20 protein-coding genes are annotated in these 24,844 nt (G+C 72.3%); 8 read left to right on the forward strand and 12 right to left on the reverse strand.

What is annotated here, in order from left to right; all coding sequences use genetic code 11:
- Positions 1 to 55 precede the first annotated feature (55 nt).
- Together WME76_RS20685 and WME76_RS20690 are read left to right on the forward strand one after the other, a co-directional pair.
- Positions 56 to 1,630: a sugar ABC transporter ATP-binding protein gene (locus WME76_RS20685; protein ID WP_437961795.1), complete on the forward strand. Its 1,575-nt coding sequence runs from the start codon at positions 56 to 58 to the stop codon at positions 1,628 to 1,630.
- A complete protein-coding gene (locus WME76_RS20690; RefSeq protein ID WP_437961796.1) occupies positions 1,627 to 2,700 on the forward strand; it encodes an ABC transporter permease in 1,074 nt (357 codons plus the stop codon). Before WME76_RS20685 ends, WME76_RS20690 begins: the two co-directional genes overlap by 4 nt.
- A gap of 31 nt (positions 2,701 to 2,731) precedes the next feature.
- Here WME76_RS20690 and WME76_RS20695 read toward each other — a convergent pair whose 3' ends face one another.
- From WME76_RS20695 to WME76_RS20705, 3 genes are all read right to left on the reverse strand, one after another.
- Positions 2,732 to 5,167: a substrate-binding domain-containing protein gene (locus WME76_RS20695; RefSeq protein ID WP_437961797.1), complete on the reverse strand. Its 2,436-nt coding sequence runs from the start codon at positions 5,165 to 5,167 to the stop codon at positions 2,732 to 2,734.
- Positions 5,168 to 5,348: 181 nt separating this feature from the next.
- Positions 5,349 to 6,437, reverse strand: coding sequence for a hypothetical protein (locus WME76_RS20700; RefSeq protein WP_437961798.1), 1,089 nt, complete (start codon positions 6,435 to 6,437; stop codon positions 5,349 to 5,351).
- A 253-nt stretch (positions 6,438 to 6,690) separates the two neighbouring features.
- On the reverse strand, positions 6,691 to 7,557 hold the full coding sequence (locus tag WME76_RS20705) for a hypothetical protein (protein ID WP_437961799.1): 867 nt from the start codon (positions 7,555 to 7,557) through the stop codon (positions 6,691 to 6,693).
- 285 nt (positions 7,558 to 7,842) lie between these two features.
- Here WME76_RS20705 and WME76_RS20710 point away from each other — a divergent pair, with 285 nt between their 5' ends.
- The 4 genes from WME76_RS20710 to WME76_RS20725 are packed head-to-tail and all read left to right on the forward strand — an operon-like array spanning position 7,843 to position 12,789.
- A complete protein-coding gene (locus tag WME76_RS20710) occupies positions 7,843 to 8,619 on the forward strand; it encodes a VTC domain-containing protein (RefSeq protein ID WP_437961800.1) in 777 nt (258 codons plus the stop codon).
- Positions 8,619 to 9,308 carry a DUF4956 domain-containing protein gene (locus WME76_RS20715; protein ID WP_433937794.1) on the forward strand — a complete coding sequence of 230 codons (690 nt, stop codon included), beginning with the start codon at positions 8,619 to 8,621 and terminating at the stop codon, positions 9,306 to 9,308. Before WME76_RS20710 ends, WME76_RS20715 begins: the two co-directional genes overlap by 1 nt.
- Positions 9,308 to 11,407: an HlyD family secretion protein gene (locus WME76_RS20720; RefSeq protein WP_437961801.1), complete on the forward strand. Its 2,100-nt coding sequence runs from the start codon at positions 9,308 to 9,310 to the stop codon at positions 11,405 to 11,407. The genes WME76_RS20715 and WME76_RS20720 overlap by 1 nt, the downstream gene beginning before the upstream one ends.
- On the forward strand, positions 11,395 to 12,789 hold the full coding sequence (locus WME76_RS20725; RefSeq protein WP_437961802.1) for a TolC family protein: 1,395 nt from the start codon (positions 11,395 to 11,397) through the stop codon (positions 12,787 to 12,789). The genes WME76_RS20720 and WME76_RS20725 overlap by 13 nt, the downstream gene beginning before the upstream one ends.
- A 217-nt stretch (positions 12,790 to 13,006) precedes the next feature.
- On the opposite strand, the gene WME76_RS20730 is transcribed toward WME76_RS20725, so the two are convergent.
- The 4 genes from WME76_RS20730 to WME76_RS20745 all read right to left on the reverse strand — a co-directional run bounded on the left by WME76_RS20730 (position 13,007) and on the right by WME76_RS20745 (position 17,719).
- The gene (locus tag WME76_RS20730; RefSeq protein WP_437961803.1) at positions 13,007 to 14,437 is read right to left on the reverse strand and encodes a glycoside hydrolase family 5 protein; all 1,431 of its coding nucleotides are present in this window, start codon (positions 14,435 to 14,437) and stop codon (positions 13,007 to 13,009) included.
- Between the two features lie 741 nt (positions 14,438 to 15,178).
- Positions 15,179 to 16,279: an endonuclease/exonuclease/phosphatase family protein gene (locus WME76_RS20735; protein ID WP_437961804.1), complete on the reverse strand. Its 1,101-nt coding sequence runs from the start codon at positions 16,277 to 16,279 to the stop codon at positions 15,179 to 15,181.
- A 144-nt stretch (positions 16,280 to 16,423) separates the two neighbouring features.
- Positions 16,424 to 17,584 carry an MmcQ/YjbR family DNA-binding protein gene (locus WME76_RS20740; protein WP_437961805.1) on the reverse strand — a complete coding sequence of 387 codons (1,161 nt, stop codon included), beginning with the start codon at positions 17,582 to 17,584 and terminating at the stop codon, positions 16,424 to 16,426.
- A gap of 9 nt (positions 17,585 to 17,593) precedes the next feature.
- On the reverse strand, positions 17,594 to 17,719 hold the full coding sequence (locus tag WME76_RS20745; protein ID WP_437961806.1) for a hypothetical protein: 126 nt from the start codon (positions 17,717 to 17,719) through the stop codon (positions 17,594 to 17,596).
- 428 nt (positions 17,720 to 18,147) lie between these two features.
- On the opposite strand from WME76_RS20745, the gene WME76_RS20750 reads away from it, so the two are divergent.
- Together WME76_RS20750 and manA are read left to right on the forward strand one after the other, a co-directional pair.
- A complete protein-coding gene (locus tag WME76_RS20750; RefSeq protein WP_437961807.1) occupies positions 18,148 to 19,131 on the forward strand; it encodes a PAS domain-containing protein in 984 nt (327 codons plus the stop codon).
- Between the two features lie 45 nt (positions 19,132 to 19,176).
- On the forward strand, positions 19,177 to 20,376 hold the full coding sequence (gene manA / locus WME76_RS20755; RefSeq protein WP_437961808.1) for a mannose-6-phosphate isomerase, class I: 1,200 nt from the start codon (positions 19,177 to 19,179) through the stop codon (positions 20,374 to 20,376).
- A 172-nt stretch (positions 20,377 to 20,548) separates the two neighbouring features.
- On the opposite strand, the gene WME76_RS20760 is transcribed toward manA, so the two are convergent.
- The 5 genes from WME76_RS20760 to WME76_RS20780 are packed head-to-tail and all read right to left on the reverse strand — an operon-like array spanning position 20,549 to position 24,824.
- Positions 20,549 to 20,890 (reverse strand): hypothetical protein, encoded by a 342-nt coding sequence (locus WME76_RS20760; protein ID WP_437283956.1) that lies wholly within the window; start codon positions 20,888 to 20,890, stop codon positions 20,549 to 20,551.
- Complete coding sequence (locus WME76_RS20765) at positions 20,883 to 21,395, reverse strand: 4Fe-4S dicluster domain-containing protein (RefSeq protein WP_437961809.1); 513 nt, start codon at positions 21,393 to 21,395, stop codon at positions 20,883 to 20,885. Before WME76_RS20765 ends, WME76_RS20760 begins: the two co-directional genes overlap by 8 nt.
- Positions 21,392 to 22,165, reverse strand: a complete 774-nt coding sequence (locus tag WME76_RS20770) for a diheme cytochrome c precursor (protein WP_437961810.1) — start codon at positions 22,163 to 22,165, stop codon at positions 21,392 to 21,394. The genes WME76_RS20765 and WME76_RS20770 overlap by 4 nt, the downstream gene beginning before the upstream one ends.
- Positions 22,162 to 24,582 carry a molybdopterin-dependent oxidoreductase gene (locus tag WME76_RS20775; protein ID WP_437962134.1) on the reverse strand — a complete coding sequence of 807 codons (2,421 nt, stop codon included), beginning with the start codon at positions 24,580 to 24,582 and terminating at the stop codon, positions 22,162 to 22,164. The genes WME76_RS20770 and WME76_RS20775 overlap by 4 nt, the downstream gene beginning before the upstream one ends.
- Positions 24,582 to 24,824 carry a hypothetical protein gene (locus WME76_RS20780; protein ID WP_437961811.1) on the reverse strand — a complete coding sequence of 81 codons (243 nt, stop codon included), beginning with the start codon at positions 24,822 to 24,824 and terminating at the stop codon, positions 24,582 to 24,584. Before WME76_RS20780 ends, WME76_RS20775 begins: the two co-directional genes overlap by 1 nt.
- Positions 24,825 to 24,844: the final 20 nt, after the last annotated feature.

Consider the following 24,844-nt stretch of genomic DNA (forward strand, 5'->3'; position numbering starts at 1 on the left):
CTGCGGGCGGCTCGCGCGAGGCCCTCCCCTCGCCCGGGCCGCCCCACCCCTCTGGATGACGCTCACCGCCGACCCTGCCCCCCACGAGGACGCTCCCCCGCTGCTCGCGATGAGCGGGATCGTCAAGCGCTTCCCCGGGGTCACCGCGCTCGCCGGGGTGTCGCTCTCCCTCCACGCCGGGGAGGTGCTCGCGCTCGTCGGCGAGAACGGCGCGGGCAAGAGCACGCTCATGAAGATCCTCGGCGGGGCGCTCGCCCCCGACGAGGGGAAGATCCTCATCGACGGCGCGCCGGTCGCGCTGCGCGGGGTGCGCGAGGCCAAGCGGCTCGGCGTCGCGCTGATCCACCAGGAGCTGATGCTCGCGCCGAACCTCGACATCGCCGCGAACGTCTTCCTCGGCAACGAGGGGTCGCGCGGCCTCCTGGCCCCGCTGAAGCGCGACGCGATGAACGCGCGGGCCGCGGCGCTGATGAAGCGCGTCGGGCTCCCGCTGCCGCCGACCACGCCCGTCTCGACGCTCACCGCGGGGCAGATGCAGATGGTCGAGATCGCGAAGGCGCTCGCGGAGCGCGCGCGGATCATCGTCATGGACGAGCCGACGTCGTCGCTCACCGCGGGCGAGTCGACGGAGCTCTTCGCGATCGTCCGGAAGCTCCGCGCCGAGGGGATCGGCATCATCTACATCTCGCACCGCATGGAGGAAGTGATGAGCCTCGCCGACCGGATCGCCGTGCTGCGCGACGGCCGCCACGTCGGCGACCTGCCGCGGGCCGCGGCGACGCACGACAAGATCGTCGCCATGATGGTCGGGCGGGAGCTCAGCGGCCGCTACTTCCCCGAGAAGCGCGCGCGCCCGCCGCGCGAGCCGGCGCTCGTCGTGCGCGATCTCGTCGTGCCCGGCGCGCCCGCGGGCGTGAGCTTCACCGCGCTGCGCGGGGAGATCCTCGGGTTCGCGGGGCTGGTCGGCTCGGGCCGCACCGAGCTGATGCAGGCGATCTTCGGGGCGACCCGCGCGCTCGGCGGCGCGATGACGCTCGAGGGAGCCCCCTACCTGCCGCGGACGACGCGCGAGGCCATCGACCGCGGCGTGTGCCTCGCCCCCGAGGATCGCAAGCGACATGGGCTCGTCCTCCCGATGACGCTCGTCGAGAACACGTCGCTGCCGAACCTCGCGCGCTACAGCCGGTGGGGGTGGCTCCTCCGCGAGGCCGAGCGCCGCGCGGCGCGCGCCGAGGTCGACCGCCTCCGCGTCAGGACGCCGACGCTCGATCAGCGCGCGGTGAACCTCTCCGGCGGCAACCAGCAGAAGGTCGTCCTCGGGAAATGGCTGTCGATGAGCCCCCGCGTCCTCATCCTCGACGAGCCGACCCGCGGCATCGACGTGGGCGCCAAGGCCGAGATCTACCGCCACATGGCCGCGCTGGCCGACGAGGGGATCACCCTGCTCATGGTCAGCTCCGACATGGAGGAGGTGCTCGGCATGAGCGATCGCGTGGTCGTCCTGCACGAGCGGCGGATCACGGGCGTGCTCCCGCGCGAGCGGCTCACCGAGCAGCGCCTCGCCTCGCTGATGACCGGGAGAGCGGAAGACGCCGCAGCGGAAGGCGCGGAAGGAGACGTGACGGCATGAGACGTGAGCTGGGCATGAGCCTCGTGCTCGTCCTGATGTGCGCGGGGCTCTACATCTCCAACCCCGATTTTCTCGGCCAATCGAACGTCGTCAACACCACGCGGCAGATCTCGATGCTCGGCATCTTCGCCATGGGCATGGGGTTCGTCATCATCAGCGGCGGCATCGATCTGTCGATCGGCTCGGTCATCGGCCTCACGGGCGTCCTCATCGCGAAGATCTCGTCGACCGGCATGGGGTGCCTGGGCTATCCGCTCTGGGTCGGCATCCCGGCGGCGCTCTCCGCCGCGGTGCTGGTGGGGCTCGCGCAGGGGCTCCTGATCACGCGGCTCAAGCTGCAGCCGTTCGTCGTCACGCTCGGGGGCATGCTCCTCGTGCGCGGCGTCTCGCAGACGGTGGCGGAGGGCGGCACGCTGAGCTTCGGCGACTCGCCGTTCCTCGACCTCGCGAACGGCGGGCTCCTGCGCGTCGGCGGCGACGCGCTGATCCCGTACCCGCTCGTCATCTTCCTCGCGGTCCTCGCCGCCGGCGCGTACGTGCTGCATTTCACCGTGCTCGGGCGCTACATGTACGCGCTCGGCGGCAACCGCGAGGCCGCCGAGTACTCGGGCATCGACGTGGGCAAGGTGGAGGTCCTGACCTACGTGATCTCGTCCGCGACCGGCGGCATCGCCGGCGTCTGCTACGCGTCGTACATCGGCCAGATGTCGCAGCTGGTCGGCATGGGCTACGAGCTCTACGCGATCGCCGGCGCCGTGCTCGGGGGCTGCTCGCTGCGCGGCGGCGAGGGCAGCGCGCTCGGGATCCTGATCGGCTCGGCGATCATGCGGGTCATCGACAACGGCATCAACATGTTCCAGGTCCGCTACGTCGACGGCGGCGTGCGGCGCATCTGGCGCCTCGACCCGAACTGGACGTTCATCATCATCGGCACGGTCATCCTCGTGGCGGTCGTCTTCGACCAGGTGGTGCACATCGTCCAGGCCCAGCGGCGCACTCGGCGCGCCGACGACGCGCGCGCCGCGGCGCCGCGCCCGATCGACGCGCCGCCCACCGCCGACACGGGGTAACGCGCTCGCGGCCCGCCGCGCTCAGCCGCGCTCAGCCACGCTTGGCGGCGCGCCCGCGCGTCCGCGCCAGCGCGTACCGGAAGCCGTGCGCCAGGTTGCTGCGCGTCACCATCGCGCCGATGTCCAGCCCCTGAGCGACCATCATCTGCGCGGCGCCCGGCCGCAGGCCGACGAGCACCGCCTCGGCGCCGAGCAGCGCGGCCGCCTGCGCCGCCTGGGCGAGCTGCGACGCCGCCGCCGCGTCCACGATCGCCATCCCGGTGACGTCGATCAGCACGACCCGCGCCCTCTTCGCCTCGATCTCGCGGAGCATCGAGGCGATGAAGTGGCTGGAGCGCTCGGCATCCATGACGCCCACCAGGGGCATCACCAGGATGCCGTCCGCGATCGGCACGACGGGGCTCGAGAGCTCGCGGATCGTCTCGAGCATCGCCGCCTGCTGCTCGTTGGCGCGCTCCAGCTCCGCGCTCCGCTCGGAGATCCGGCGGAAGAGCCGCGCGTTCTCGACGCCGACCGCCACCGTGTCGGCGACGCGGACCAGGAACGATACGTCGTCCCGCCCGCACGCTCCCGCGCGGTCGCTGCTCAGGACGAGGGCGCCGAGCACGCTGCCCCGGGCCTGGAGCGGCAGGGCCACGACCGTGCGCGCGCCGGCGTGGGCCGCGGGCAGCGCCGCCTCCGCGCCCGCGTCGCCCTCGCCCGGGTCGATCACGAGCGGGCTCCCCGCCTCGAGCGCGCGGCCCACCAGCGAGCGCGCCGGGACCGTGACCTCGGCCTCGATGACGGCGCGCGACGGCGGCGGGAACCCGATCAGCATGACCTCGGTCGGATCGCCGCCGGACGCGCTCCGGCCGCCCAGCTCGTTGTCGACGCGGCGGGACGCCTCGCGCGTGAGGTAGTCGCTCAGCGTCGTGGACCACGGCGTCTGCTCCAGGGTGACGCAATCGACGCCGGTGTGCAGGACGCGCGACGGCGGCAGCTCCGCGGCGGTGGGCGCGATACCCCGCGAGATCATCCGGTGGAGCACCTCGACGCCCCGGAAGCCCATGTCGTACTCGCGCTGGACGATCGTCGCGTGGATCGCGCCCTGCCGGAGCAGGGCGACCGTGCTGGCCATGAGATCGAACCCGACGATCTTGAGATCCCCCCTCCTGCCGAGGGCCCCCGCGGAGAAGCCCCAGGACGGCCCGTTGTCCGCGGCGGCCCCGAACGCGCCGGCGATGTCGGGCCGCGCCTCCAGCGCCGCCGTGGCGAGCCGCGTCCCGGCCGCGCGGTCCCAGTCGCACGCGATGGTCGGCAGCACCGCGATGCTCGACCCGAGCATCGCGGCGCGGAAGCCCTCCACGCGCTCGTGGACGTTCCGCGCGAGGTCCACGGCGCCGAGGGCCCCGACGACGCCGCCGCCCGGGAGCAGCCGCTTCATCATCTCGCCCGCGAGCCTGCCCGACGCCACGTTGTCCGTCCCGATGTAGAGCTGCGCCTGGCTGCCCTGGATCGGCGGCGTGTCGATCACGACGACCGGGATGGACGCCTCCGCCGCCTGTCGAAACGCCTCCTCCGCGTTCTCGGGGTTGCCGGGCGCGATGAGGATGCCGGACACGCGCCGGCGGATCGCCTCGTCGAGCAGGGCGCGCTGGGAGCCCTCGCCGCCGCCGCCGCCGTGGCCGGTCCGGAAGTCCACGGTGATGCCCAGGGGGCGCCCGGCGCTGACGGCGCCGGCGCAGATGTTCTGCCAGTAGGTCGTCGGCTCCGACGACGGCGCCCGGTACACGCGGGCGCGGCGATCGCCGCGCGCCGGCGCCCCGCCGTCGAGGATGCTGTCTTCCTCGAGCGCCCAGAGCTCCACCGCCTTCCATTCCGGATCGAGCTGCACGCTCTTGATGCCGTGGGCGATGGTCTCGATGAGGTCGTGCAGCCCGACCGTCGTCCCCGCCGCGCTCAGCAGCCTCTCGAACAGGCGGATCTCCTGCGCCGATCTCGCCTTGTCGTCATAGAGCCTGTTGCGCTCCAGCGCGTCTCCGGCGGCGTCCGCGATGACCTCGATCATGGCGCGGCGCTCCTCGTCCGGGGACGCCAGGGTCGGCTGCTCGACGGCGAGGTACCCCACCGGCGCGCCGCACGCGTGGACGGGCGCGACCAGCACGCCGGCGCCCTCTGGAACGGCGCCGCGCGTCTCGATCGGCGCGGGCAGGAACGCCCGGTACCACGCGCGCGCGGCGACGACGCAGATCCCGCGCGCCGCCTCGGGCGCCGCCTCGGGGACGAGCGCCGCGTCGTCGGTGAGCGCCGCGGCGGCGGGCATGTACGGCGCAGGGTCACGCGAGCGGTCAGCCCCGATGAGCGCCCTGACGACGAAGCGGCGGCCCTCGCGGAGCAGCAGGCTGCCGCGCGGCGCGCGAGGAGAGATGGCCATGGCCCGTCGCACGATCTGGTGGAGGACGGCGAGGAGATCGGGCACCTTGAGCATGCGGTTCGTTCCGAGCGGCCACTACCAGGCGAGAAGATCGGGTCGAGAGAGCGTACAGCACCGCTCCGTCATCAGGGCTGTTCCCTTCGCACGGACGGCGAGGGGAGCCACCATCGCACAGCGCTCCCGTCGCTCTTCAAGAAATCCGAGATGCGCGATCACCGCACCTCCGTGGCCCGGATCACGGCGTGCAGTAAGCGACCGTGCGCCCGCCCTGCTCGGCCGCGGCGCAGCCGGTGTAGCCCGCGGCCCGGCAGTCGATCGCCGCCGGCGTCCCCCCGTCGCAGAACCGGAGGACCGCGCCGTCGCACGCCTCGTCGCCGCCGAGATCGCACGCGCCGCCGACGAACCCGCACGAGGCCGCGCCGGCGAGCTGCCCGCTCTGGATGAAGCCGCAGCCCTGGCCTTCCGGCTGCTCGGCGGCGCAGTCGCGGCGGCCCAGCTTCCCGCCCGCGCAGGTCTCGAGCACCGCGCCGTCGCACCGCTGGGAGAAGAAGCCGCACGCCTCGCCCGTGCCCACGCAGCCGAGCGCGCCGCGCTGCTCGTCGTGGCCGCAGGTCTCCCCCGCGATCGCGAAGACCTCGTCCCCCTCACGGCCGTTCACCCGCACCAGGTTGTACTGGCTCGGACAGTGGACCCGGGTCAGGAAGCCGGCCGCGCTGCACTCGATGAGCACGTCCTTGTCCTCGGGATCGCACGCCGACGGCGTGGTGGCGTAGTCGCACGGCTCGGCCCCGCATCCGGCGACGAAGTCGGACATGCAGGAGAGCCCGACCGCCGCGCAGTCCATCGCGGCGATCGGCGCGCCAAGGTCGTCGCAGAACACCCACGTATCGCCCTCGCACAGGTCGGAGCCGGCCTTCTCGCTGCACGCCGCGGCGAAGCCCCCGGCCGCCGGCGTACACGCGCGGACGCCGGCGCAGTCGGTCGCCGCGAGCTTGCACTGCATGGCCGCGAGGCCGAGCCGCCTCGGACCGACGGTCGCCCACGCCCACCGCTCGTCGAGCGCGTGGCCCAGGCAAGCATGGAGTCCCACCGGCGTCCCGCCGTCCGCGTCACATGCGTTGATCCGCAAACAGGCCTCGACGCGCGGATCGATCGCGGCTGGGCCGCCGCCGCCCCCGCCGTCACCCCCGCTCCCGCCGGCGCCGCTGCTCGTGGCGCCGGGGTCTCCGCTGGTCTTGCCGTCGTCCTCGCTGTCGCCGCAGCCAAGGAGCGCCAGGCTCAGCAACACCATGCGCGCGCGACGTGAGGCATAGATTACAGTCATAGCAAATATTATCACAGGAGCCGGTTCCTTACCATGCACACCGGCGACGGCGCAGACGGCGTGTGTCCCTGTGCCCTACGTCAGCGGCATCGGGATCAACGGACGACTCGAGTTCGACGAGATGAGCGCGAATCAGGCCGGAGGGACCGAGTCGGCCGGCTGCGCGCCTGTGACAGGAAGAACTGACGTGCTTCGCGCGCGTGCCCGCCTCCGCCGGCGGCCGCCCGCGGCTCCGCGCCCGGCGCGGCGGCGCTCAGGGCGCCTCGCAGGAGACGCGGTGGATCGGCGCCTCGCCCCCCTCGCCGATCGTCACGTAGTCCCATCCGCCGGGCAGCCACGCGATCGCTTCGCCCTGCTCCTCGTCGGCCACCGGCATGTCGCACGGCATTCCGGCCAGCGCCTCCGCCACCGTCTGGTCCGGCGTCATCGGATAAAAGAACACGTGCGTATAGGTGCGGAGCAGCACGCCGGTGCCGTCCGGGTGCACGTCGCCCCCCGTGAAGCTCGGATTCCCCGCGGGCGCCTCGACCGAGCCCGCCCGGACGAGCGTCGCGGTGGCGCCGGCGGCGGGCCTCGCCGGCAGCTCGTAGACGCCCGCCGCGCCCTTCTTCTTGACCTTCGTCACCACGGTGATCGCCCCGGTGATGGGGTGGACGAGCAGCGTCTCCGAGTTGTCGCTCCCGTCGGGGTACGCGAACGGGATCACCTCCGCGGTCAGCGAGCGCGGCGCTCCACCGAGCGCGTCGGGCTCCTTCACCTCGTAGAGCGCATAGCGATCGCGCTCGCGGTCGTTGTCCCCGATATCGCCGAAGAACAGACAGCTCCCCCCACCGTCGCTGCACGGGCCCCGCGCGGCGTCCTCCCAGTCGACCGCGGCCGCGCCGGCCACCTCGATCTCCGCCCGCAGCGCGCCGTCGAGCCCGATCGCGAAGAAGCGAGGGCCGTCGCCGGAATCGTTGTGGAGATAAAGGGCGTCCGGGTGCGCCACGCCCGCGACCAGGCCCGAGCACTCGTCGAGATCGCCCTTCGGCAGGTCGCCGACCCGCGCGACCGCGCCGCAACGAGGGCAGCCGGAGGTCCGCAGGGGCGCCGGCGGACCCGAGCCCTGGCAGCCCGACACGAGCAGCGCCAGCGCCAGCGCCAGCGCCAGCCCGAGCCCCGCTGAGCGCCTCGCCAGCGCTGGCGCTGTAACTGTGCGCGTCGAATGAAATCCACAGGGAAAGCGCGGAGATCTCGGGGTCTTGCGATGAATTCCGCTTGCGGCGCTCGGCGTTATTTGTGTCATTATCACTGTTGTACAGTAACAATTTTGTGACGCTCGCGGCGGCGCCGCGAGTTTGCCTTTTTACCATCGAGGCCCGCGCCGCCGCGGGCCTCGCCTTCGCGCTCGAGGAGGGCGGCGTTCTTGGACCTCATCGAACGATACGAGTTCAAGTACCTGGTGCCCGAGCGGCTCGTCGCGGAGATCCGCGCGACGGCCTGCGCGGTCGGCCGGCGGGACCGGTACGCGGACGAGCGCGGCGTGTACCGCATCCGGTCGCTCTACCTCGACACGACCGGGTTCGATCTCTACTGGGCTAACGACCGCGAGCAGCGGGATCGCTTCAAGGTGCGGGTGCGCACCTACCCCGGGAAGAACAGCCCGGTCTTCCTCGAGGTGAAGCGCCGCGTCCAGGATGTGATCATCAAGTCGCGCGCGTCGGTGTCGGCGGACGGCTGGCAAGAGCTGCTCACGAGCGGCAGCCCCGCCGTGCTCGACAAGCTCCCGCCCCACGTGCGGAAGGGCGCGGAGAAGTTCATCACCGCGGTCCACCGCCACGACCTGAAGCCCAGGCTGCTCGTCGACTACGAGCGCGAGGCCTACGAGAGCACGATCGACCGCTACGCGCGCCTGACGTTCGACCGGAAGATCGTGTGCCAGCGCCGGGAGAAGCTGGATCTCGAGGCGCCCCTCCGCGGGGGGTGGCGCCCCGTCGACCACCCCGTGCAGACGTCGACGTACGAGCCGGTCTGTGTCCTCGAGCTCAAGTTCGAGCGCAGGCCGCCCGCGTGGATGGTGGCGCTCGTGCGGCGCCTCGAGCTCGTCCGGCGCTCGTTCTCCAAGTACTGCTACGGCGTCACCGCGCAGCTCACGCTGCCGGAGGTGCGCTCGGCCCGGCTCGAGGGAGGGCTGCAGCTGTGATGGACATGCTGGCGACGCTCTCGCACGGCGGGGCCGTCGAGTGGCGCAAGGCGCTCATCGCCCTCCTGGTCGCGTTCGGGCTCACGCAGGGCATCGCCGGCGTCTACATGCTCACGTTCCGCGGCCTCTCGTACTCGCGGACCGTCGTCCAGAGCATGGCGATGGGCAGCATCATCACGTGCACGCTGATGCTCGCCGTCGGCAACAACATCGCCGCGGGCATCGGGATCGCGGGGGGCGTCTCGGCGATCCGGTTCCGCACCACGATGCGCGATCCGCGCGACGTCGTGTTCGTCTTCGCGTCGCTCGCGATCGGCATGGCGAGCGGCGCGCAGGCCTACGGCGCGGCGATCGCGGGGGCGGGGATGTTCGCCGGCGCGTCGCTGCTGCTCCACGTGACCGGCTACGGATCGCGCAAGCAGCCGGATGGGCTGCTCCGGTTCGTCGCGCCGGCCGGGCAGGCGGGCGCGGACATCTCCGGCACGATCACGACCATCCTCCGCGATCACTGCCGCAGCTTCTCCCTCGTGACCCTGCGCGAGGCCGCGCAGGGCACCGTCATGGAGCACGCCTACCAGATCAGCGTGCACCACCCCGATCTGCGCGTCCGCCTCGTGACCAGCCTGCAGGGCGTGCCCGGGGTGGAGGACGTGAGCTTGATGCTCCAGGAACCGACGCTGGACCTCTGATGAACATCTCCGGGCGAACTCGATCCGCGATCTCCTCCGCCGTCCCCACGCTGACGATGGCGGGCACCCTCGGCCTCGCGGCCTGGCTCTACTTCTCCACCGGGCCGAGCGGCGGCATCGTCGCGTTCGCGCAGTCCGACATCGAGGCGATCGCCGCGGTCGAGGCCGGGCGCGTGAGGTCGATCGACGTCGAGATCGGGGCCGAGGTGGCGCCGGGTCAGGTGATCGTCACGCTCGAGAGCGGCTCGGTCGACGCGGAGCTCGCGCTGGCGCGCGCCGAGGAGGCGCGCCTCCAGGCGATGATCCCCGCGGAGGTCGCGCGGCTCGAGGAGGAGATCGCGGCGAACGTCGAGGGGCTGCAGCGCGATCTCGCGCGGGAGGTCGAGGAGCAGCGCCGCGCGAGCGCCGAGGGCGAGGTGCTGGCCGGCGAGATCTCCCGGGTGAAGCGGATGGTCGAGGACCGGCAGGCGAGCATCGACGACCTCGGCTCGCTCGACGTGCAGCGCGCCGGCGTCGCGGCGATCGCGCGCGAGAAGCCGCGCACCATCCAGCTCCTGCGCTCGCAGATCGCGGCGGCCGAGGATCGCCGGAGGAAGCTCCGCGAGCAGGCGGGCCCGCAGACGGCGAAGATCGAGGCGGATCTCGCGGTGGCGAGGCGGGAGATCGAGCAGCTCGAGATGCTGCGCTCCCAGACCGTGCTGCGCGCGGCGCACGCCGGCCGCGTCGCCGCGATCCGCAAGCGGCCGGGCGACGTGGCCGTGCCGGGCGATCCGATCGTCGAGATCGTCAGCTCGCGGGGCCGGATCGTCGCCTGCGTCCCGGAGCGCGCGGCGCTCGATGTCCAGGCGGGCGACGTCGCGAAGGCCTGGGTGCGCGGCCGGAGCGGGGCGCCGCTCATCGGCAGGGCCGTCACGGTCGGCCCGGTGGTGCTCGAGCTGCCGACGCGCTGCTGGGCCTCGCTGAACCTCCCGGCGTGGGGCCGCGACGTCCAGATCGCGCTCGATCACCCGGTCGATCTGCTCGCCGGACAGGCCTTCGAGGTCACCTTCGAGCGCTCGACGGCGCCCGCCGCGCCGGGGATGCCCGCCGCGCCGGGCTTGCCCGCCGTGCCCGTCGCGCAGGCCGCGCCGGGCGCCCCCGCGGCGTCGGCGTCGCCGGTCGTGCCCGCGGCGGCGCAGCGCGCCGGCGCCGAGGCGCTCCGCATGGCGGTCCCGGCCGCGCTGCGGCAGCGGACGCGCTTCGAGCCGTCCGGCGTCCTGCCCCGCCCCGCGGAGGGGCGGTACCTGCTCGTCAGCGACGACACGGGCCACAAGGACGAGGACGACGAGGGCGCGCCCTGGCTGTTCGCGATGTCCGCCGCCGGCGCCGTCGCCCCGGAGCCGGTGCCGGTGACCGGCGTGAAGCAGCTCGTCGACATCGAGTCGATCACGGCGGGCGACGGCGGCGACGTGTACCTGCTCTCGTCGCAGGGCTACAGCGCGAAGGGCAAGCGCAAGACGGCGCGCACCGCGCTGCTCCGGCTGAAGCCGGACGGCCGGGGCTTCCGCGTCGACGGCGAGGTGCACCTCGCGGAGCTGCTCGACGCGGCGGGCCCCGCGGTCCTCGCGGGGCTCGGGCTGCCGGGCGGCACGCGCCCGCTCGAGATCGAGGGCATGGCCTACCGGGACGGCGCGCTCTACTTCGGGCTCAAGTCGCCGCTCGACGCGCAGGGCAACGCGCTCCTCTGGAAGCTCGACGCGCCGCGCGCGCTCTTCGACGCGAAGCGGCTCGAGGGCGCCGGGCTCTCGCTGTGGGCGCGCGCGCGCGTCGACGTCGAGCTCGGCGGCGCGCCCACGCCGGGCGGGATCTCCGATCTGTGCTTCCTCCCGGACGGCTCGCTTGCGATCACGTCGACGCCGTCCACCGCCGACGGCGACGCGGGGGCGCTCTTCCGCGTCCCGCGCCCCCAGGCCGGCGCCCTCTCGCCCCTGCTCGTGCGGCGCTTCCCGGGCCTGAAGCCGGAGGGGATCTCGCTCTCGCTGTCGTCCGGCAACCTGATCGTGGTGTTCGACGCAGGCGCCGAGGTGCCCTCGTTCCTGGAGCTGCCGTGGCAGGGCTGAGCGGCGCTCGGGCGCTGTCCGCGCTGACGACCCTGGCGTGCCTCTCGCTCGCGGCGTGCGCCGGGCCGGCGCACCTCGAGGCGGGCGACCGGGCGGTCGCGCTGTACCGCGCGGGGAAGGCGGAGGCGAGCGCCCGCGCGAGCGCAAGCCGCGCGGCCGCGCGCGGGGCCGCGCCGCGCGAGCTCACCGTGGACGACGCGGTGGCGATGGCGAAGCAACGGAGCGGGACGGTCGCGGCGATGAGCGCGCGCGAGGTCGCGGCCCGGGCGCGCGTCGACGCCGAGTCGGCGGGCACCTACCGGAACCCGGAGATCCGCGTCTCGCAGATCCGCCTCGATCAGTATCTCGACCACGAGCCGCGCATCAGCGCAGGCGTCCGCGTGCGTCCGCCCAGGCCCGGCGAGGCCGGCGCGACCGCGGACGCCGCGCGCGCGGACGTGGCCGTCGCGCGCGCGGAGACGCGGACCGCGGAGCTCGAGCTCGAGGCCGAGGTCCGCTGGCTGTTCGACGACGTGCTGCTGATCGACGCCGAGATCGAGGCGCTCGACGCTGTCGCCGCGACGCGCCGGAAGCTCGCGGACGAGCAGCGAGCGCTGGTCGGCGCCGCGCACGGGACGGCCGTCGACGAGGCGATGGCGGCGCTGGCGGCCGCGGTGGCCACGGAGGAGAGCGCCGAGCCGCGCGCGCGCCGCCGGGCCGCGCTCGGGGCGCTGCTCGAGCGCGTCGGGCTCGACCCGGACGCGCCGGTGCGCCTCGTCGGCGAGCCGCTCGGGTCGGCGCCGCTCGTCGCGCTCCTGCCCGAGGACGCGCTGGTCGAGGCGGCGCTGCGGAGCCGCCCGGAGATCGCGCTCGCGGCCGCCGAGGTCGACGCCGCGGGCGCGGAGGGCTCGCTCGCGCGCGCGCTGCGCTGGCCGTGGCTCTCGTTCATCGAGGTCGGCTACGAGTTCACGCCCGCCACGCGCGACCCGCTCGGCTGGACGTTCGAGGCGGGGATCGAGCTGCCGCTCTTCGACACGCACTCGAGCGCGATCGAGGCCGCGGACGCGGACGCCGTCGCGGCCGAGCGCACGCTCGCCGCGGAGGTCCAGCGGGTCGCGCGGGAGGTGCGCGATCGGCTCCGGGAGGCGCGCGCGGCGGGGGCGCTGGTCGAGGAGTTCAGGGCCCGCGCGCTCCCGGCCGCCGAGCGCGCCGGGGTCGAGGTCGCGCGCGCGCTCGACAGCCGGAAGATCGATGTGCTGGAGGCGCTGAGCCTCGAAGAGCGTCGTGACGCCGCGCGCGTCAAGCTCCTTCGCCTCGTGCGCGACTACCGGACGGCGCTGGCCGAGCTGCGCACCGCGGTGGGCGGGCCCATTTCCGCGGCCGGGCCGGCCGCCCGGCGCTGAGCGGCCGAGGGGCCCGGCCCCCGGAGAGGGTGAGCTCCGCGCGGGGTGGGGGCCCCGCCGAACTCGCCTTCGACATGAGTCATCCGGCAAGCCGGATGACTCATGTCGAAGGCTCAGACATCGGCCCATCCCCCACCCCGCGCCGAGAATACCCTCTCCGGGGGCCTACCGGGTTGGGGACAAGGAAGGTCGAGTGAGGGTTTCGTGAGCCGCGGGGCTACCTCGGCCAGGGCTCGGACTTGAAGCTCGCGGAGACGCCTCGATTGTCGGTGGCCGTGAAGACCACCTGCGTGCCGGGGGGGACCTCCTTGCCGATGGCGAACTCGCCCTCACCCCACGACGGCCTGGGATCGAGGGTGTGCGTGGTGGTGTTCACCCGCGCGGTGACGCGGGTGATGCTGTACCCCGGCTCGACGACCTTCACCTGGATCCACCACGGGTTGATGTTCGGGGACACGGTGAACTGAAAGCCCGAGGTCGTGCCGCCGCCGCCGCCGCCCGCGCCGCCGCTGCCGCCCGCGCCGCCGCTGCCGCCCGTCCCGCTGCTGCTGCTGGTGCTGGTGCTGCTGCTCGTGCTCGTGCTGCTGCCGCCGCCCGCGCCGCCGCTGCCTTCCAGCATCCTCGCCTTGACCCACTTGCCCGACTCGGTGAGCTGCGTGTCCGGCCAGCTACCGGTGGTGCTGGCGCCGGGGACGAGCGCGGAGGCGGTCTCGTTCTTGTCGAACAGCGACCAGTTGGCCCAGCTGATCTTGTTCGCGTTCAGGAAGTTCATCCAGGTCTGAGACTCGGTGAGGTTGAGCCCGGTGTTCCCCGAGGCGTCGCAGGTGCCGAACTCGGTCACGAACAGGGCCAGGCCCTTGTCCATCGCCGTCCTCGCCTTGGCGCGCAGGCTCTCCTTGTGCGTGTTGGCGTAGAAGTGCAGCGTGTACGCGATGTTCGTGAACCCGGTGATCGGGTCGTTGGCGGCGATGTCCACGTCCTGCGACCAGGTCGGCGTGCCGACGATGATCACGTTGTTCGAGCCCGCGCCGCGGATCGTGCGGATCACGTCGGTCGCGTAGGGCTTGATCGTGCTCCAGGGCTCGCCGTCCGGCTCGTTGTAGATCTCGAACAGGACGTTGGGCCGGCTCCCGTAGGTCGTCGCCATTTCCCGGAAGAAGTCCTGGGCCTGCGCCTTGTGATCCTGGGCGCTGTGGTCGTGCCAGTCGATGATCACGTAGATGCCCCTGGCGATCGCCGCGTCGACGACGGCCTTCACCCTGTTCTTCTCGGCCGTCGGGTTCGTGAGGTACCCGCCCGACTCGACGCCCATCGCGGCGCGCACGACGGTCGCGCCCCAGCTGTCAGCGATCGAGTTGACGACGCTCGCGTTGTAGAACGCGCCGCCCCACTGGCTCCAGAACAGGCTCATGCCCTTGAGCTGGACCGGCACGTTGTGCTGGTTCCTCAGCTCTTTGCCCACGATCTGGAGCCGGCCGTGCGCGTCCACCGGCCTCGTGCTCGCCGCGAACGCCTCCTCGTCCGTGAGCTCGCTCTCGATCACCTCGCCCTGCCCCGCGTCCTCCGACGACGCCACGCAGCTGCACAGCATGGCCGCCTGCACCGCGGCGACGCACAGCCCGAACCGGAAGCCTGAATCCGCAACCATCCCCCAAAGCAAGCTCTTCATCTCGTCCTCCCAGGGAACGCCAGGAGCTCTGGTGAGTCGGAGCAAGACAGTCCCTCGCGCTGCGCTCTTCTGGCCTCCACGGGGCCGAGCAGGCCCGGACGCCCGGGACCAGTCAACGGGCCGGTGAGGCCGCAGGTGGCGAGCATCGCGGGAGCCGAACGTAAGGTACCGACTCGCGACCAGTTCCTGGCCAAGTAACGCCGACGACACCCGCAACCCCGGAGACGCCCTCCGGGAGCGGGGAAAGAAGCATATAGAACTAGTAACACACTCCTGTCAGGTCTCGAAACGTGATTTTCAACTCCCCATGATATGCGATCGAGGTGAATTTTTCTCTGGGCATCTCGGACGTCAGGCAGCGCCCCACGGAGGCCCCTGATGCTCCTACATCGCGTCAGGCGCGACGCGGGACAGACGCTTCTGCTCGTTACGCCTTGCTCCTGGCTCGTTGCTCTTTGCCGGATCGCGCCATGGCGGCGCGCGGCTCCTCCCTGTGGAGCCAGCGCTCGCACCGTGGAGCAGCCCTCCGCGCAACAGTGCCTCTCGCGCGGCGCCACGGCTCACAAATCCGAGTCGACCTCGCTGGGTGGGGCCGTTGGCGTCGCGACTGCACGGTTGATGTGGGCGGGGTCACTCCTGAGCGCGACAGGGCGGCTCCGCCGTCAGGTCGTGCCGCCGCCAGTGGCCGCGATGGCAGGACTGAAGATTTATAGATGGACTCTAGCGCTGGGGGTCTCCCCCAGGCCCGCCACCGGTCCAGCGCAGGTCGGCGAGGATGGGGAGGTGATCCGAGCCGAGCTCCGGGCCGATCCACGCGCGCTCGGTCGTCCAGCCCGGACCGGCGAGCACGTGGTCGATGCGAATGCCGAACCAGCGCGTCCGCTTCGTCGCGCCGAACCCGAGCCCGGCGCGCGAGAACGCGTTCTCGAAGCCCGCCCAGAAGCGGCGGTAAATGGCGCTGTCGACAGGCATGTTGAGATCGCCGACGATGATGGCCGGATAAGGCGCCTCGTCCACCCACTGCCTCGCCAGCTCGGACTCCCACGCGCGCAGCGCGATCACCCGGTCGTGCTCCGCGGCTTGCTTCCACAGGCCGTGGATCAGCGCCTCGATCGCGTCGCGGGGCGTCTCCAGATGCAGGTTGAGCAGGCTGAAGGCGCGCGTCCCGGGGGGCGCGTGCTCGGCTCGCTGCGGCGCATCCTGCGCGCCCGGCGCTGCGGCGGCGCCCGGACCGGGCGAGCCGGCCGGCGCGGCAGCGGTCGCGCGGTCCGGCAGCGCGATCGTGTAACGGAGGATGGCGCCGTGGCCTCCTGCATTCCACACATCGCGCCGATCCCGGGATTCTACCTCGAGAAGTCGATGCCGGCTCAGCAGGCACATCCCGCGGTCGACGTGGACGAACCACCCTGGAAAGGCCGCTGTCAGCTCCGGCTCGGGCGTCGCGCACTCCTGCAGCGCGAGCACATCGGGCCGGGTCTCGGCCACGAAGCCCTTGAGTCGATCCATGGTCAGGGGGCGGCTCGCCGTGTTGAACGAGGCGACCCGCAGATCACCGCGCTCCGCCCCGCCGACGAGGGCCCGGAGCGAGACCGTGAACCCCAGGATGGGCCAGACCACGATCGCGGACGCCAGGGCCGCCAGGACGAGCGCGCGGCGCTGCACGAGCAGCGCGGCGGGCACGATCACGAGCAGAGGCAGCGCGATGACCTGGCGCGGGCCGAACAGGAAGAGCGTCGCTGGCCACCACCGGTCACCCAGGCGGGGCAAGGCGAGCCAGACCACGGCGACCCCGAGGAGGTAGAGCGCGGCGCTCGCGAGCACGACGGCCCGCAGCCGGCGCCAGCGCGGCGTCGGGCGCCCGACAGCAGGCCCTCGCGAAGCGGATGACGCTTCCCTGGATTGGTCGCTTTGCCGCATCGATGTCGTTCCGTGTGCGAGCAGGCGTGGGCGCGCGAGAGCGCTCCGCTAACCCCGCTTCCGGGCGGGCTGCGTTCGCTGCACCGGCGCTGCCTTCTTCCCCGGTGCTGCGGGCTTCACCAGCGGCGCCTTCTTGACGGCCGTCTCCTTCTTCTCCGCCGCGGCCCTCACTACTCCCTTGCTCACCTCGGCGCGCTTGGCCGCGCCCTTCTTCCCCGCCGCCGCGGCATTTGCCGTCACGCCATTTGCCGCGCCTGTCTTCCCCGCCGCCGCCTTCGCCGCGCCTGTCTTGCCCGCCGCCGCGACCTTCGCCGCGCCTGTCTTGCCCGCCGCCGCGGCCTTCGCCGCGCCCTTCTTCTCCACCGCCGCGACCTTCGCCGCGCCCTTCTTCCCCGCCGCCGCGGCCTTCGCCGCGCCCTTCTTCTCCACCGCCACGGCCTTCGCCGCGCCCTTCTTCTCCACCGCCACGGCCTTCGCCGCGCCCTTCTTCTCCACCGCCACGGCCTTCGCCGCGCCTGTCTTCCCCGCCTTCGCAGCCTTCGCCGCGCCTGTCTTCCCCGCCGCGGCCTTCACCGCGCCTGTCTTCCCCGCCGCAGCCTTCGCCGCGCCCTTCTTCTCCACCGCCGCGACCTTCGCCGCGCCCTTCTTCCCCGCCGCCGCGACCTTCGCCGCGCCCTTCTTCTCCACCGCCGCGACCTTCGCCGCGCCCTTCTTCTCCACCGCCGCGACCTTCGCCGCGCCCTTCTTCTCCACCGCCGCGACCTTCGCCGCGCCTGTCTTCGCCGCCTTCGCCGCGCCTGTCTTCCTTGCCCCCTTCTTCCTCGCCCCCGCGGCCGCGCCGTCCAGCGACTGCAGCGCTCGCTTCGGCGCCACCGCGCGGTAGCTCTCCTCGATCCACTCGAGCAGCATCGCCTCGGGCACCTTGTCCTTCGGGCCGAAGCGCGCTGTCACCCACCCGCTCTTGCCGAGGTTGTACCCGGTCGGCTCCGCGAACGGCAGCATGAGCGCGGCCTCGCCCGACTCGGGGAGCTTGGCGGTCACCGTGAGCTTCCCCTCGTGGGTGTTGAGGAAGACGAAGATCTTCCCGCGCACCTTGGCGACGCGGTCGCCCCAGGGAAACTCCTCCACCGCCTCGGGGTAGGCCAGCACGGCGTCGCGCAGCCTCGCAAGGATGGGCGTGAACCTCGCGTCGTCCTTCGTCGTCATCATGCGGCGAGCCTAGAGCGCTCGCTGGATCGCGTAAAGCCGGAGCCGCGCGCCGCCTCGGACGCCGAGCGGCTCGATCCCGAACGTCGCCTTCTCGTCCGCCGAGCCCCTCTGCTTCCCCCACCAGGACGTCCTCACCGATCATCCCCATCCTGCCGCCGCCCATGAGGGACGCGCGAAGGGACCGCATCTCGTCACTCCTGGGTCTGGAGCGGCCCCACGATCCCGAGGCCCGCCACCTCGGCACGTGCGGTGCTCCCTGGAATACTCACCCAGCGTGAAGCGGGAAGAACGAATATCGTCCCCTGCGCGCCCGCGTTGCGGAGCACGGCGGACAGCCGATCCATCGTGGCCAACTACGCCGTCCGTGCGTTCCCCGGCGCCGCAGCCTCTGCCGCTTCACCGTCGCGCGCATCGCTCGACCGCGCGCAACGCGCCCGGCTGCCGCGGAGGGAACAGCCTTGACAGTATCTGCACGACGCGCTTACGTGCGTGTCGATTCGCCCGCCCGTTCCGGAAGGGGGCCGAAGCGGCCAGCGGAGCATACGATGCGAGGCGAGCTGAGCATGGCTGAGGACGATACACCCCGGGACGCTCTGCAGCGCGACGACGAGCCCCTGAGAGTGCAGAACGAGCAGCTCCGCCGCGAGCTCGCCGAGCTGCGGCAGGCGCTCGCGCGGCGTGAGCCTGATCCCAGCTCGCTGCCTGCATCGCCGCAGCGCGCCGCGTGCCCCGACGCCGACGGGGAGCAGCGCCGCGAGCACGCCATGCGCCAGGCCGTCGACCTGCTCCGCGCGGTCGTCGAGGCCGCGCCCATGATGTTCTTCGTCAAGGACACCGAGGGACGCTACATCCTGGCCAACGGGTACTTCCTGCGCTGGACAGGCCTCACGTGGGACCAGATCGCCGGGAAGACCGATCATGAGCTCTTCCCGAGAGAGCGCGCGGATACGTTCCTCGCCTCCGATTCCGAGGCCTTGACCACGGGCCGCACGATCGAGTGGGAGGAGAGCGCCGTCCTGCCTGACGGGCAGCTCCGCCACTTCGCCGTGATCAAGTTCGCGCTCAGGGACGCGAACGGGGAGCTCCAGGGCATCTGCGGCATCTCGACCGACATCAGCAGCTCCAGGCGAGCCGAGGAGGAGAACCGGCTGCTCCAGGCCGAGATCATCCGCGCCCAGGAGATGAGCCTGCGCGCCCTCTCCACGCCGCTCATGCCGATCGCGAAGGGCGTCATCGTCATGCCGCTGATCGGCAATGTCGACCAGCGCCGCGCGCAGCGCGTCCTGGAGACGCTGCTCACCGGCATCGTCACCCACGAGGCAGGCAAGGTGATCCTCGACATCACGGGCGTGCCCGTCGTGGACACCGAGGTCGCGAACGCGCTGCTCAGGACGGCCCAGGCGGTGAAGCTGCTCGGCGCGACAGTGATCCTCACGGGCATCCAGCCGAAGATCGCCCAGACGCTGGTCGAGCTCGGCGCCGATCTCTCCAGCATCGTCACGCGGGCGACGCTGGAGAGCGGCATCGCCCACGCGCTCGATCGCTGACTTTCCCGGAGCCCTCCTGTAGGGTGGGCCTCACAGGAGCCGCCCATGTTTTCGCTCGAGAACCGTGTTCAGGAGTACGCCTGGGGCTCGCGAGAGGCCATCGCGACGCTGCTCGGACAGGGCCCCTCCGATAAGCCGCAAGCGGAGCTCTGGATGGGAGCCCACCCGGCGGCCTCGTCGAGCATCGAGCTCGACGGCAACCGAGAGCGCCTCATCGACGCCATCGCCCGCAGCGCGGACGCCTTTCTGGGCGGGCCGACGGTCGATCGCTTCGGCGCGCGGCTCCCCTTCCTGCTCAAGGTGCTCGCGGCCGACCAGCCCCTGTCGCTGCAGGCGCACCCGGACGAGGCGCAGGCGCGGCGCGGGTTCGACGCGGAGAACGCGGCCGGCATTCCCATCGACGCCCCCGAGCGCACCTACCGCGACCCGCACCACAAGCCCGAGCTCATCTGCGCGCTCACCCCGTTCGACGCGCTCTGCGGCTTCCGTCCGGCCGCCGCCCTGCCGGAGGTCTTCGCGCTCCTCTCCGGAGGTCCGGCCGACGCGCTCGTCCCGCGCGGCGCCGGGCCGGTCGACGCGGCCGCCGTCGCGCGGCTCTTCCAGGGCCTCCTCGCCCTCGCTCCGGCGGCGCGGCGGGAGGTCGTCTCCTCGGTCGTCGAGGCGTGCCGGGCGCGCGCGCAGGCGGGCGGCTGGCTCGCGCGGGCCTGCGGCTGGGCGCTCCGCCTGCACGAGCTCTACCCGGGCGACATCGGCGTCGTGATCGCGCTCCTGCTCAACGACGTTCACCTCGAGCCGGGCGAGGCGCTGTACCTGCCCCCGCGCCGGCTGCACGCCTATGTGCGCGGGGTCGGTATCGAGATCATGGCGAGCTCCGACAACGTGCTCCGCGGCGGGCTCACGCCGAAGCACGTCGACGTCGACGAGCTCGTGCGCGTCCTCGACTTCTCCCCGTGGCGCGTCGATCCCGTCGTGCCGCGCCGGGTCGGCGCAGAGCTGTTCTACGACACCCCCGCGCCGGAGTTCCTGCTCTCCCGCATCGAGCTCGACGCCGCGTCGACCTGGAGGGCGGTCGACCGCCGCGGCCCGGAGATCGTGCTGTGCACCCGCGGACGGGCGTCGCTGACCGATGCGCGCGGCGTCGCCCGCGATCTGCGCCAGGGCGGCTCCATCTTCGTCCCGTTCGCCTCGGGGAGCTACGCCATCGAGGGAGAGGGCCAGTTCTTCCGCGCCACCGTCGGCCTCTGAGGCGGAGCCGAGCGACGCCCGCAGGACAGGCTTCCCTGCCTCTGCCCATGAGAACAGACCATCACAGAGCGCAGATCTCTCCCTCTTTCTCTTCTCTCCTCTGTGCCCTCTGTGCCTCTGTGGTTGATTCTCTTCCTCTTCTCACCCCACGGAGCCGCGCCGGCGCAACGAACTACCCGAGAGCATCCTCGATCCGGACGCGCACGAGGCGCACGCCGGAGGGCAGCCGGAGCAGCGTGTCGCACCACGCCGAGCCCGCGAAGCGATAGCGGATCTGCACGCCGAGCGCCGTCCCGTCGCCGAGCGCGCGACGAGCGACGGCGAGCTCGTCGCCCCCGCTCCCGGCCCGCGGGAGGTCTCCGGCGCGGGCCGTCGCGCCCGCCTTGAGCGACACCGAGACGCGCTCCGCGGCCGCCGCGATGTCGAGGAAGAGCTGGTCGAGGGTCGCCTCATCGAGCACCGCCTCCTGCAAGGGCGGCAGCGGGATCTCGGGACCGATCTCCGTCTCAAGCATGGCGCATAGCTCCCTGTTGCAAGGCACGCGGAACGACGGAGAAGGCGCGCACCGGCGCGGGACAGACCTCGACGCAACGGCCGCAGCCGGTGCACCTCTCCTCGTCGAGCTTCGGTCGCCCGAGCTCCATCACCAGCGCGCCCTCGGCCGGACAGCGCTCCACGCACACCGAGCAGAACGACTCGAGCGCGATGCAGGCGTGCGGCAGGAGCCGCGGGACAGCGCCGGGCGGCAGCGCGCACCCCGCCCCTCCCCGTCGTGACGACGGCGCGGGCGCCTCGGCGGGCGCGGTGATCCCGAAGGTGGGAATCGTCTCCCCGGTGACCGCCCCGGAGCCCGCCCGCTGCGCATAGAACGCGTCGAGCGAGAAGGCCGCCGCCGGCGCCGGCGCAACGGCCGCCGCGGGCGCAACGGCCGCAACGGCCGCCGTCGGCGGCGCCTCGGCTCTCGGCGAGAAGATCCGGAACAGATCCCGCCGGCGCATCCTCGGCCGCTCGGCGATCATGGCCTGTCCGCTCCCAGGCCCGGCGCGGGCCACGCCGAGAGAGGCGTCGGCGCGCGCTGATCCAGCTCGGCCGAGGGAGCATGGCACTGCGTGCAGCTCTGCCGGTACGGGTGGGTCGAGCGCATGCCGAGCGCGCCGTGGACACCGTGGCAGCTCGCGCACTCCGAGCGCATCAGCGTCGGGTGCGGGATCGTCGGCGGCGCGCCCTCGTAGGCGCGCGCGCCTCGCCGCGGCGAGGCCAGGCCCGCGAAGCTGTTGTCGGGCGCCGGCGGCGTCTCCGCGAGCGGCCTCGGGTCATCGCCGACCACATGGCACTGCGTGCAGCTCTCGTACCGCCGGTGGCTCATCCTGGGCGCGGTGAGGTTCGCGACCCGCAGCCCGCTCTCGTGGCACGACAGGCAATCCGGGGCGCCGAGCTGCTCGATGCGATGCGGGATCGTCGGCGGCGCGCCGTCGTAGGCGCGGCGGGTGGCGCGCCGATCGAGCGCCGCGTCGCGGTCGGCCTCGGACTGCTCCACCGGCGCGTAAAGGCCGTCGTGCGCCGCCTCCAGCCGGGCGAAGGCGCCCTCGTACATGCCCGCGTTCGGGCCGTGCGCGCGCTCGCGCATGTCGGCATAGCTGCGCGCCTCGACGCTCGCGGCGGGCGGCGGCGAATCACCGCGCAGCGCCGCCACCCCCTGATCCGTGCCGCGGACCCCCGAGAAGAAGCCCACCGCGGTGATGGCGACGACGGCCGCGAGGCCGACGTGCAGGCTGCGGGCGCTCATCATCGCGCCTCTCCCTTCCTGCCCTGCGGCTTGCGCCGGATCCGGACCGCGCACTTCTTGTAGTCCGGCTGCTTCGAGAGCGGATCGTGCGCCTCCAGCGTCGCGCGGTTCACCATGACCGTCTCATCGAAGAAGGGTACGAACACCGTGCCGGGCGGGGGCGCGCCACGACCCTCGATCCAGACCGGCAGCTCGAGCGCGCCGCGCCGGCTCTCCAGGATCACGACCTCGCCGTCGCCGACCCCGAGCTTCCGCGCGTCCTCGCGGTTCATCTCCAGGTACGACTGCGGCATCGCCCGCTGGAGCTGGGGTATCCTCATGGTGAGCGAGCCCGTGTGCCAGTGCTCGAGCACGCGGCCCGTGCACAGCCAGAAGGGATAGTCGGCGTCGGGCGACTCGGGCGGCGGCTCGTAGGGGTGAAACCAGATGAGCGCCCGGTCGTCCCTGGTCACCGAGTGGTAGAACTGGATCTCGTCCTTCGTGGCGTAGGGATCGTCGAACCGCGAGAAGCGAAACCGCGTCTCCCGCCACGAGCCGTCGGGCTGCTCGACCACGGGCCAGCGCAGGCCCCGCGCCTTCACGTACTCGCGGTAAGGCGCGAGGTCCTTGTGCTTGTAGCGGGTGAACTTGCGGTACTCCTCGAAGAGGTGCTCGTCGACGTTGACGTCGTGATAGTGCCTGTAGTCCCAGACCGGCACCTCCTTGCCGTCCTTCCGGATGTCGAACAGGAAACGCCCGTCCTTGTCCTTCATCCCGGCGAAGCCCATGTCGTGGAGCTTGCGCGCCACGGCGATGATCTGCCATCCATCGTCCCGCGCCTCGCCGGGCGGATCGACCATCTTGAACCACTGCTGCGTGCGCCGCTCGGAGTTGCCGAACATCCCGTTCTTCTCGACCCACATGGCCGAGGGCAGGACGAGATCCGCGGCGCGCACCGTGGCCGTCGGGTAGACGTCGGACACGATGAGGAACTTGCCGGGGATCTTGCGGCTCGCGTCGAAGAGCTCGTTCGTGTTCGGCAGCGACTGGCCTGGATTGGTCACCATCACCCAGATGGTGTCGATGTCGCCTCCCTGCTCCTTCGGCGTCGAGAAGCGCTTCCACAGGTCGACCGTGTGGTAGCCGGGCTTCGGGTTGATCCGCCCCTCGGGCAGGTTCCAGAGGTGCTCCGCCTTCTGCCGGTGCTCGCCGTTCGTGACGACGAGGCCGCCAGGGAGCCCGTGGGCGAGGGTGCCGACCTCGCGCACCGTGCCGCAGGCCGACGGCTGGCCGGTCAGGCTGGTCGGGGCGTCGCCGGGCTTGCCGAAATGGCCGCTGAGCAGGTGAACGCCGTGCACCAGATCGTTGATCGCCGTGCCGCGGGTGTGCTGGTTCATCCCCATGCACCAGAGGCTCGTGATCCGCAGGTCGCGGCGCCCGAAGAGATCCGCCAGCATCCGGATGTCCTTCGCGGCGACCCCCGAGATCGCCTCCACCCGCTCCGGCGTGTACTCGGCGAGGGCCTTCCTGTACTCCTCGAAGCTCATCGGCCGCCCGTCGAGGGTCGCCGGCTCGGTCCGCTGGCGGAAGTTGCAGAATTTCTCGACGAACGTCCGGTCGAACGTCCCGCGCTCGACGAGCAGGTGCGCGATGCCGTTCGCGATCGCAAGATCGGTGTTCGGCTTGAAATAGAGCGTGTGCTGGCAGAACGCCGAGGTGCGCGTGCGCCGCGTCGTGAGATCGATGAGGAGCACCTGCTCGCCGCGCGAGCGCCGGTCGACGACGCGCGAGAAGAGCACGGGGTGCATCTCGGCGGGGTTGTTCCCCCACATGATCAGGACATCGCACCTGTCCAGGTCCTCGTAGCAGCCGGCCGGCTCGTCCACGCCGTAGGTCGAGAGGAAGCCCGTCACCGCCGACGCCATGCAGAGGCGCGCGTTCGGGTCGATCTGGTTGTTCGCGATCCCCGCCTTCACGAGCTTGTTCGCGGCATACCCCTCGGGGATCGTCCACTGACCGCTGCCGTACAGCGCGAAGCCGGCCGGGTTCTGCATCGCGCGCCTGGCGATGATCTCGATGGCCTCGTCCCAGCCGATCGGCTCGAGCTTGCCGTTCTTGCGGAGGAGCGGCCTCGTCAGGCGGTCCTTGCCGTAGAGGGCGAGGCCGACGTGGTACCCCTTCACGCAGAGCAGGCCCTTGTTGACGTCGGCGCTCTGGTCGCCCGCGACCGCGACCACCCGGCCCCCCTTCACGCCCACCTGCACGTGACAGCCGGTGCCGCAGAACCTGCACGGCGCCTTGTTCCACACCACGTCGGAGGCGACGCGCGCCGCGGGCGCCGCCTCGGCGGCGGCGACCCCGTCCTTGCCCAGCGCGAGCCGGCTCGCGGCCACGGTCGCCGCGCCCATCGCGGCGTACTTCAGCACGTCACGGCGCTCCATCACGCCTCCAGATCCGTGAAGTCGACCGATACGAGATCGACGAAGTCCACACCGTCGATGAGGAGCACCCGCTCCAGGAGCTCTGCCCCCTCGAGCAGCGACTCCGTCTCGGCGACCGCGGGTAGCCGGGAGCCGGAGGGAGGCCCGAGCGAGAGCGCGGTCTCTCCGGCGAGCGAGCGACACGCGCGCTCACGCGCGCTGGGTTCGTCGGCAAGGGTGATGACAAGAGCACTGATGGGCATGGCGCTTCCGTCCGCGCTCG

The organism is Sorangium sp. So ce119 (genome assembly GCF_051524405.1).
Taxonomy (GTDB): domain Bacteria; phylum Myxococcota_A; class Polyangia; order Polyangiales; family Polyangiaceae; genus Sorangium; species Sorangium cellulosum_G.

Bases quoted from the DNA above. Each gene is read 5' to 3' on its own strand.
- WME76_RS20685 (WP_437961795.1), top strand. From the start codon at position 56: ATGACGCTCACCGCCGACCCTGCCCCCCACGAGGACGCTCCCCCGCTG.
- WME76_RS20690 (WP_437961796.1), top strand. From the start codon at position 1,627: ATGAGACGTGAGCTGGGCATGAGCCTCGTGCTCGTCCTGATGTGCGCG.
- WME76_RS20695 (WP_437961797.1), bottom strand. From the start codon at position 5,167: ATGCTCAAGGTGCCCGATCTCCTCGCCGTCCTCCACCAGATCGTGCGA.
- WME76_RS20700 (WP_437961798.1), bottom strand. From the start codon at position 6,437: ATGACTGTAATCTATGCCTCACGTCGCGCGCGCATGGTGTTGCTGAGC.
- WME76_RS20715 (WP_433937794.1), top strand. From the start codon at position 8,619: ATGGACATGCTGGCGACGCTCTCGCACGGCGGGGCCGTCGAGTGGCGC.
- WME76_RS20720 (WP_437961801.1), top strand. From the start codon at position 9,308: ATGAACATCTCCGGGCGAACTCGATCCGCGATCTCCTCCGCCGTCCCC.
- WME76_RS20730 (WP_437961803.1), bottom strand. From the start codon at position 14,437: ATGGTTGCGGATTCAGGCTTCCGGTTCGGGCTGTGCGTCGCCGCGGTG.
- WME76_RS20740 (WP_437961805.1), bottom strand. From the start codon at position 17,584: ATGATGACGACGAAGGACGACGCGAGGTTCACGCCCATCCTTGCGAGG.
- WME76_RS20750 (WP_437961807.1), top strand. From the start codon at position 18,148: ATGGCTGAGGACGATACACCCCGGGACGCTCTGCAGCGCGACGACGAG.
- manA (WP_437961808.1), top strand. From the start codon at position 19,177: ATGTTTTCGCTCGAGAACCGTGTTCAGGAGTACGCCTGGGGCTCGCGA.
- WME76_RS20760 (WP_437283956.1), bottom strand. From the start codon at position 20,890: ATGCTTGAGACGGAGATCGGTCCCGAGATCCCGCTGCCGCCCTTGCAG.
- WME76_RS20765 (WP_437961809.1), bottom strand. From the start codon at position 21,395: ATGATCGCCGAGCGGCCGAGGATGCGCCGGCGGGATCTGTTCCGGATC.
- WME76_RS20770 (WP_437961810.1), bottom strand. From the start codon at position 22,165: ATGATGAGCGCCCGCAGCCTGCACGTCGGCCTCGCGGCCGTCGTCGCC.
- WME76_RS20775 (WP_437962134.1), bottom strand. From the start codon at position 24,582: ATGGAGCGCCGTGACGTGCTGAAGTACGCCGCGATGGGCGCGGCGACC.
- WME76_RS20780 (WP_437961811.1), bottom strand. From the start codon at position 24,824: ATGCCCATCAGTGCTCTTGTCATCACCCTTGCCGACGAACCCAGCGCG.